Annotated in this window: 7 protein-coding genes; 5 read left to right on the forward strand and 2 right to left on the reverse strand. The window is 62.1% G+C overall.

The genetic code is table 11. From position 1 onward, the window contains the following. The first annotated feature begins 35 nt into the window (after positions 1 to 35). From ACK4SV_RS13950 to ACK4SV_RS13960, 3 genes are read left to right on the forward strand one after another with little or no spacing between them, the layout of a single operon-like run. On the forward strand, positions 36 to 2,198 hold the full coding sequence (locus ACK4SV_RS13950; protein WP_409918454.1) for a putative bifunctional diguanylate cyclase/phosphodiesterase: 2,163 nt from the start codon (positions 36 to 38) through the stop codon (positions 2,196 to 2,198). Positions 2,199 to 2,243: 45 nt separating this feature from the next. Continuing rightward, positions 2,244 to 2,855: a GNAT family N-acetyltransferase gene (locus ACK4SV_RS13955; protein ID WP_409918455.1), complete on the forward strand. Its 612-nt coding sequence runs from the start codon at positions 2,244 to 2,246 to the stop codon at positions 2,853 to 2,855. 35 nt (positions 2,856 to 2,890) lie between these two features. Then, positions 2,891 to 3,151, forward strand: coding sequence for a CBU_0592 family membrane protein (locus tag ACK4SV_RS13960; protein ID WP_409918456.1), 261 nt, complete (start codon positions 2,891 to 2,893; stop codon positions 3,149 to 3,151). Between the two features lie 14 nt (positions 3,152 to 3,165). Here the strand turns inward: ACK4SV_RS13960 and ACK4SV_RS13965 are convergent, their stop codons facing one another. Further along, positions 3,166 to 4,347, reverse strand: a complete 1,182-nt coding sequence (locus tag ACK4SV_RS13965; protein ID WP_409918457.1) for a vWA domain-containing protein — start codon at positions 4,345 to 4,347, stop codon at positions 3,166 to 3,168. Between the two features lie 125 nt (positions 4,348 to 4,472). Between ACK4SV_RS13965 and ACK4SV_RS13970 the strand changes: the two genes are divergently transcribed. Together ACK4SV_RS13970 and ACK4SV_RS13975 are read left to right on the forward strand one after the other, a co-directional pair. After that, a complete protein-coding gene (locus tag ACK4SV_RS13970) occupies positions 4,473 to 5,312 on the forward strand; it encodes a hypothetical protein (protein ID WP_409918458.1) in 840 nt (279 codons plus the stop codon). Positions 5,313 to 5,388: 76 nt separating this feature from the next. Continuing rightward, entirely contained in the window at positions 5,389 to 6,141 is a 753-nt protein-coding gene (locus ACK4SV_RS13975) for a DUF2270 domain-containing protein (protein WP_409918459.1), read from the forward strand. A gap of 12 nt (positions 6,142 to 6,153) precedes the next feature. Here ACK4SV_RS13975 and ACK4SV_RS13980 read toward each other — a convergent pair whose 3' ends face one another. After that, positions 6,154 to 7,038 (reverse strand): hypothetical protein, encoded by an 885-nt coding sequence (locus ACK4SV_RS13980; RefSeq protein WP_409918460.1) that lies wholly within the window; start codon positions 7,036 to 7,038, stop codon positions 6,154 to 6,156. Positions 7,039 to 7,350 lie beyond the last annotated feature (312 nt).

A 7,350-nucleotide genomic window follows, 5' to 3' on the forward strand; every position in this document is an offset into this window, starting at 1 on the left:
TCAAGGGTGATCTCCTGTACCTGGAGCATCCCGGAATGACGACTGTGCCAGTTGCCTTCGCGCCGCATCAGGGCGTTCATGCCGGTATGGTCGAAGTGGCGGCGACCCTTGTAGAACACCACCTCTGGGATCATCATCCGGGCCTCGTCTTCCTGGCGTCCTTGATCTGTGTTGCGGGCTGTTTCGTGACCATCAAGCTGTTCCAGCGGGCGGCGTTGGCAGACGGGATGCAGAAGCTCGGCTGGCTGGTGCTGACCTCCGTGGCAGCCGGGGCGGCGATCTGGTGCACACATTTCATCGCGATGCTGGGTTTTGATCCGGGTGTGCCGTTCACCTTCGAGCCGACGCTGACGATCATTTCCCTGATCATTGCTGTGGCCGGTACGATGGGCGGGCTATGGCTGGCCATCAGCCGCAAGGACCGGTTTGCGCCCCTGTTTGGCGGCGCCCTGTTCGGACTGGCGGTTGCAGCGATACATTATACCGGCATGATGGGATACCAGGTGCGCGGCGTGGTGCAGTGGGACCTCGGCGCGCTTGTGGCATCGCTGGGCTTCGCAATGTTGTTTGGCGCGGCAGCCGTTCGGCACGCTCTTCGCCGCACAACGCTGCGCGGGCACCTGGAAGCGACGGGGCTGATGGTGCTCGGCATTTTGCTGCTGCACTTTACCGGCATGGTTGCCTATCAGGTGATCCCGGTCGGCATAACCGGGGGGGGGACGGACCCAGAGCAACTCATGTCACTGGCGCTCGCTGTCGCCTGTGTCGGCTTCGTCATCTTCGGCGCGGGAAGCGCGAGCTATATCATCGACGAAAAGGTACGCTCGGACAGCTACGAGCAGCTGCGCCAGATGGCGGTGACCGATAGTCTGACCGGCCTGCCGAACCGGATGAATTTCAATGTGCGCCTTGAGGAGGAGCTGAGCCGGGCCACCACGCTGGGTACACGGGTAGCGCTGGTCGGGATTGATCTCGACCGGTTCAAGGAGATCAATGATGTGCACGGCCATGCCATGGGCGACGCTGTCCTCAAGGCGCTGGCAGCGCGGATCACGGGCGACCTTCGCGAGGGCGAGTTTGTGGCGCGCCTCGGCGGGGACGAGTTTGCGGCCCTGAAACGGCTGGATGCTGTGGGGCAGGTTAATGATTTTCTGGCGCGGCTGGAGCGCGCCCTGCATGCGCCGCTGCGGATCGACAGGCTGGAAGTCTCCCCCGGCGCGAGCCTCGGCGTCAGTGTGTACCCGGACGATGCCGGCGACAAGCTGAGCCTCATTGGGAATGCCGATCTGGCGATGTACCGCGCCAAGGCGACACCGAACAGTTCGGTAGCCTTCTATGATCCGTCGATGGACGAAATCGTCCGAAAGCGAAAGGCACTGGCAAACGACTTGCGCTCCGCGTTTGACCGTAATGAGCTGGATGTCCATTTCCAGGTGCAGAAGTCTATCTGTGGACAGAAGATCCAGGGATATGAAGCACTGGTGCGCTGGACGCATCCCGAGCGCGGGCCGATTTCGCCGGCAGAATTCATTCCGATTGCGGAAGAGAACGGTCTGATCCTGCAGCTCGGTGAATGGGTGCTGCGCCAGGCCTGCCGCCGGGCCGCGCGCTGGGACCCGCCGTACAAGGTGGCGGTGAATGTTTCGCCGATGCAGTTTGCCCATGCCGACCTGCCCAAGCTGATCCTCGAAATCCTGGTGGAGACGGGCCTGCCGGCAAACCGGCTGGAGCTGGAGCTGACCGAGTCGACCATCTTTGCCGACAAGGAACGCTCGCTGCACATGCTGCGCCAGATCAAGGCGCTGGGCATCACCATCGCGCTGGATGATTTCGGCACCGGCTATTCCTCGCTCGATACGCTGCGCACCTTCCCGTTCGACAAGATCAAGCTGGACCGGTCGTTTATTGAACAGGTCGACACGAGCGAGCAGACGGTGGCGATGGTGCGCGCCGTGCTGGCACTGGGGCGCAGCCTGCGTATCCCGGTGCTGGCGGAAGGGATCGAGACGGATGAGCAGCTGACTTTACTGGAGGTGGAGGGCTGCGACGAGGTTCAGGGCTTCCTGCTCGGCCGGCCGATGCCGGTGTCGTCCATCGTCGAGAAGGGCGAACTGGTGCTGAAGCCTGAGGTAATGCCCCAGCCGCGCCCTGCTGCATCCGTTAAGCCTGAGATGGCCGCGAAAAAAGTGCGGGCCTGAAGAAGGCGCTGGCGGCGGGCGTGAAAACTTGCGAGTCTGCCATTCATGGCAGGTGAAATTCCGATCACGCGCAACCCCGTCAGCCCGGAGCGCGCCGAAGCTGTACGCTCGGCAGTGCGCCTGGCGGTGCGCCTTGGCGACTCGCGCCTCGCAAGGCCAGAGGATGCGGCGGGGCTCTATACCCTCTTGTCAGACCCGGCCGTGCACGCGCCGATCTACACCCTTCCGCGCCCGCTGACCGAGGCGAGCGTCGAGGCCTTCATCGAGACGCATATTATCGAGCGGGAAGCTGGAATTGGCCTGCTCTTCGTGCGCGAGGGGGAGGGCGGGCGCATCCTGGGCTATTCCGATGTGCAGGTCTGGCCGGAATGGGCCGCCGGGGAGCTGGGCGGCGCGCTGCACCCCTCGCTGCACGGGCAGGGCGCAGGCGGGCGCGGGGCAGCGGCGAGCTTTGGCTGGATGTTTGACGGGCTGTGCCTTGACCTCATCTGCGAGACGGCGGCTCTGGACAATCTGGCGACGCAGCGCCTGCTCGACGGGCTCGGCTTCCGTCGGATGGGCGAGGTGACGAGCGAGCGGGCGGACGGGACGAGCCGCGTCAGCCTCGTCTGGGAGATGACGCGGGCGGAATGGGATGCGGCCTGCAGCAAAAGCTGATTGCGAAAGTCCGCATTGGGCGCTAGCGGCGCGCGATGAGCCTTTCCCTGATCCTGATCGAGATGGCCGGCTGGACCGGCGCGGCGCTGATCCTCGGCGCGTATATCCTTTTGTCGCTCGGCCGGCTGCGCGGCGACAGCGCGGTGTATCAGTGGATGAACGTCATCGGCGCGGCGGGGTTCATCCTCAACAGCGGCTATCACGGGGCCATTCCGTCGGTGGCAATCAATATCATGTGGATCGCGATCGGCGTGTTTGCGCTGTGGCGGATTTACCGGGGTGTGCGGAGCGTTTGAGGGGTGTTTGGCCCTTACCGGCTCAGTTCCTTCATCGCTTCGTCGAGGCCGCCGAGGGTCATTTCGAACATGCGGTGGGGGCCGATCAGTTCACGGATGAGCTTGATCGAGCCGGTATATTCCCAGGCGCCTTCCTTGGTGGGGTTCAGCCAGACGAGGTTGGGATAGCGCTCCACGAAGCGCTGGATCCAGATGCCGCCGGCTTCCTCGTTCCAGTGTTCGACCGAGCCGCCGGCATAGGTGATCTCGTACGGGCTCATCGTGGCATCGCCGACGACGATGACCTTGTATTCGGACGGATACTTGTTGAGCACGTCCCAGGTCGGGATGCGGTTGTTCATGCGGCGGCGGTTGTCCTTCCACAGGCCCTCATAGGGGCAGTTGTGGAAGTAGTAGTATTCGAGGTTCTTGATCTCGGACTTGGCGGCCGAGAACAGTTCCTCCATCACGCGCACATGCGGGTCCATCGAGCCGCCGACATCGAGGAGGAGGAGGACGGAGACGGTGTTGCGCTTTTCGGGGCGCATCTCGATGTCGAGATAGCCCTTGCGGGCGGTGTTGCGGATCGTGCCGTCGAGGTCGAGTTCATCGGCTGCGCCCTTGCGGGCCCATTTGCGCAGCCGCTTCATGGCGACCTTGATGTTGCGCGTGCCCAGCTCGACCTTGTCGTCGTAGTTCTTGAATTCGCGCTTGTCCCAGACCTTCACGGCGCGGCGGTGGCGGGACTTGTCCTGGCCGATGCGCACGCCTTCGGGATTGTAGCCATTGGCGCCGAAGGGCGAGGTGCCGCCCGTGCCGATCATCTTGTTGCCGCCCTCATGGCGCTTCTTCTGTTCTTCGAGGCGCTTTTTGAGCGTTTCCATCAGCTTCTCGAAGCCGCCCATGGCTTCGATCTCGGCCATTTCCTCGGGCGTGAGGAATTTCTCGCTCATTTTCTTGAGCCATTCCTCAGGCAGGTCCTGCACATTGACGGCGTCGGCCAGCGTGTCGAGGCCCTTGAAGGTATGGGAGAAGACGCGGTCGAACTTGTCGATATTGCGCTCATCCTTCACCAGGGCGGCGCGGGAGAGGTAGTAAAACTCCTCCACCTCCATCTCGATGACCTGCTTGTCCATCGCCTCCATGAGGAGGAGATATTCCTTCAGCGTGACCGGCACTTTGGCGGCACGAAGCTCGTTGAAGAAATTGAGGAACATGGGCGGCCCCTTTGGTGACGTCTGTGTCAAGATAGCCCCGGGGAGGGCGCATGTCCAAGCTGACGCTGGGAAAAGAGCGGGCTGGCGGTCATTTCGCGTTCATCCGCAGGGGGATAGGGAAGGGCATGAACAGGCTGGCAGCGATTCTCACAGTGTTTGCGCTCGGCGCGTGTACGGCGATGGCGGGGCCTTCAGGCCCGCCGCCCGCCGGGCCGATGCCGGTCGCGCCCTCGCATTTCCGGGCCGCACCGATGAATGCTCCCGCGGGCGAGACCTGCCCCGCCGGGCCGCAGGAGGCAGACTGCCTGCTGGAAGCGGCCTGGGCCGCGGCTGAGACGCTGGGCAGCGCGAAACTCCAGCGCCTGCGGCCTGCCTTTGCCGAAGCGGTGGCGCAGAGCCCGGATCCTGCGCTGAAGGCCCGCTGGCGCACGCGGCTTGGCCGGGCCGTTCCGCCTGCGCCGCCGGTGAATTATGCGCGCGAGACCGCCGAGGCGGCGATTGCCGCGCATGGCTGGGTGGGCTTCCTGCAGCGGGTGCGCGACGGGCAGCCGCCGGTCAATATCGGCCGGCCGGACATCATGGCCGCCGCGCTGGACCTCGCGCCGAACCCCGACCAGCGCCTCCTCGTGATCGACATGATGACCGGATTTGCCGGCGCGCCGAAACCCGGCACGACAGACCGGATCAGCCCGGATCATTTCGAGCGGTCGACCTTTGCGCATGTGCTGGCCGAGCGGATGATGATGGATTGCCGGATCAATGATTTCGAGCGCGCGCGGGGGCTGACCTCAGCGCCAGAGTCAGTGCGCTACGCGCTGTGGCAGGCGCGGATCGAAGGCGGGGCCGGCCAGCTTGCGGGCGTCGTGCGCCGGGGCGACGGCACGGATGATACCCGCCATGTGCGCCAGGCGCTGGAAGGCATCGGCGCGATCCTCGCGCTCGGCTATTGCCCTCAGGCGCGCTGAGGGCCGGGTGGGTGCGGCTCGCTGCGGCGCGGTTGCCCCTTTATGCCGCGCGCATCCTGCGTCATAGGGTAGGGGCATGACACCGACCGATGAAACAGAGGCCGACCATGTGGCGATCCCTGCAGAGGGCATCTGCGGGCCATCGGAAGTCACGGCGCTGTCGCATCTCTACCGCGCGGAAGTCTACCGCTCGACGGTGTGGCGCCAGCGGCTCGACCAGACGACCAACTGGGCGGTGATTTCGACCGGGATCGGACTATCGGTGGCGTTCGCGAATGAGCGCGCCTCGCCTTTCCCGATCGTGCTGGTGGGGATGCTCTGCATCGTGTTCCTGATGCTGGAGGCGCGGCGCTACCGGTTTTTCTATGTCTGGCGCTTCCGGGCGCGGGTGCTGGAGATTGCCTTCTATGTGCCGATCCTGCGCGGGGAGGGGGTGAAGATCCAGCTCGACCGCGGCACGGCGCTTTCGGATGATTACATGTCACCGCAATACAGGATCTCGATGATCCGCTGTGTGGGGCGAAGGCTGCGGCGCAATTATGGATATATCTTCGCCATCCTGGGCGCGGCGTATTTTGCCAAGATCGCGATCCATCCGGTGGATGTGAGTTCGTGGGAACAATTCTTCCGGCGCGCGCATATCGGGCCGATACCGGGCTGGCTGGCGATCAGCGCCGGGCTGGCCTTCCATGCGACCTGGATCGGCATCGCCTGGAAAACCTGGTGGGACGAGCGCACCGACAAGACCAAGATGGCCGACTTCCTGAAGAGCCGCGAGGACGTGAACCTCGTGCGCGCCGCGACGGGGCATGATACGGCGCTGGGGTAGGGGGCCGAAAGGTTACTGCTTTGACGTCCATCGGCGCTTCGCGGCGTTGATGTTGCGGCGGCTCTGAAACCTCTTGAACTGGCTGCACAAAAACATCTTAAACCAAATCAAGATCAACACAGCGCAAACGACTGATGCGGATGCGTTGATTACCACATTTAAGGCGATCAGCCCGATGTCCTGATCAATTTTGTGACCGAACTGGCAAATGCGCGACATTCCGGCCGAACATTGGTCGGGAACGACCGCGCCGAGTTGATTTATGGACTCTTTCAGCAGAGTTGCCAGCAAGCCGATCCCGCCCAGTACTCCGATGCGCGCCGCTGATCGAGCCAGTTCGGTTGCTGCTTGCGATTGCAAAGCCTCCTCCGATCTGAAGATTTTCATTTCTAGTTCGCGGAGGAGATGACCTGCTTCTTCATACTTGAGAACATGCGAGCCGTAAGTTCGCATGATGTAGTCATCATAAGTTTGCCAGCCGATAATTCTGACGGATCGAATATTTGCGATGAGGCCTTGCAGATTGTTCCAATAGCGCTGCGTCCGCCCAACCCTGAACTCAATACCGCCTCGGACACTATCCGATGCTTTTTTCATCTTCTGACGGATGTTGTCGATGTCCGATTTCTTGAAATCACACTCGAGAGACTCGCGGTCCAACTGATCTGACAGAGCTTTAAGTTTCAGAGTTGCAATCTTGAACTCGACGAAGTCGGGCTGAAGGAACACGCGGTTTTGGCCGCAGGTCAACAAACGTTGAACAAATCTTCCAAGCTGGTTTCTGCTTGGCCCGGAGTAGAGAACGAAAAAGCATACTTCGCTCCAGGATGCAGTTTCAGGATCGGTAATGTGAGCTGGGCTGTAGGAGCAGCCATATATTCCAAAACCGTCCAGCACACCGCAAAGAACCGCGCTTCCAGCGTGAACGTTCGCGACCGGATCGTTAACGTCGTTTGACGGCCAAAATCCCAGTATCTTTTTGAAAAAGTGAGAATGGCGTTGGAGGACTTGGACGTTTTCTTTCAGGTGAGTGTTGACGTGCCCGTCAAACGAAAGGGCATCTTCCGTGGCATAAACGTCAGAGTGTCTGACCCAGCCCCCTGATCCGGGCCGTTTAATTGGAGACTCTGTTCGCCTTTTGCTCTGAGACCCAAGTCTGGACCACTACCGGCTAGAGTTTTCCGGCCTTTTTCACACTGGCGGACTGGT

Source organism: Hyphomonas sp., from assembly GCF_046313735.1.
Classification (GTDB): Bacteria; Pseudomonadota; Alphaproteobacteria; order Caulobacterales; family Hyphomonadaceae; genus Hyphomonas.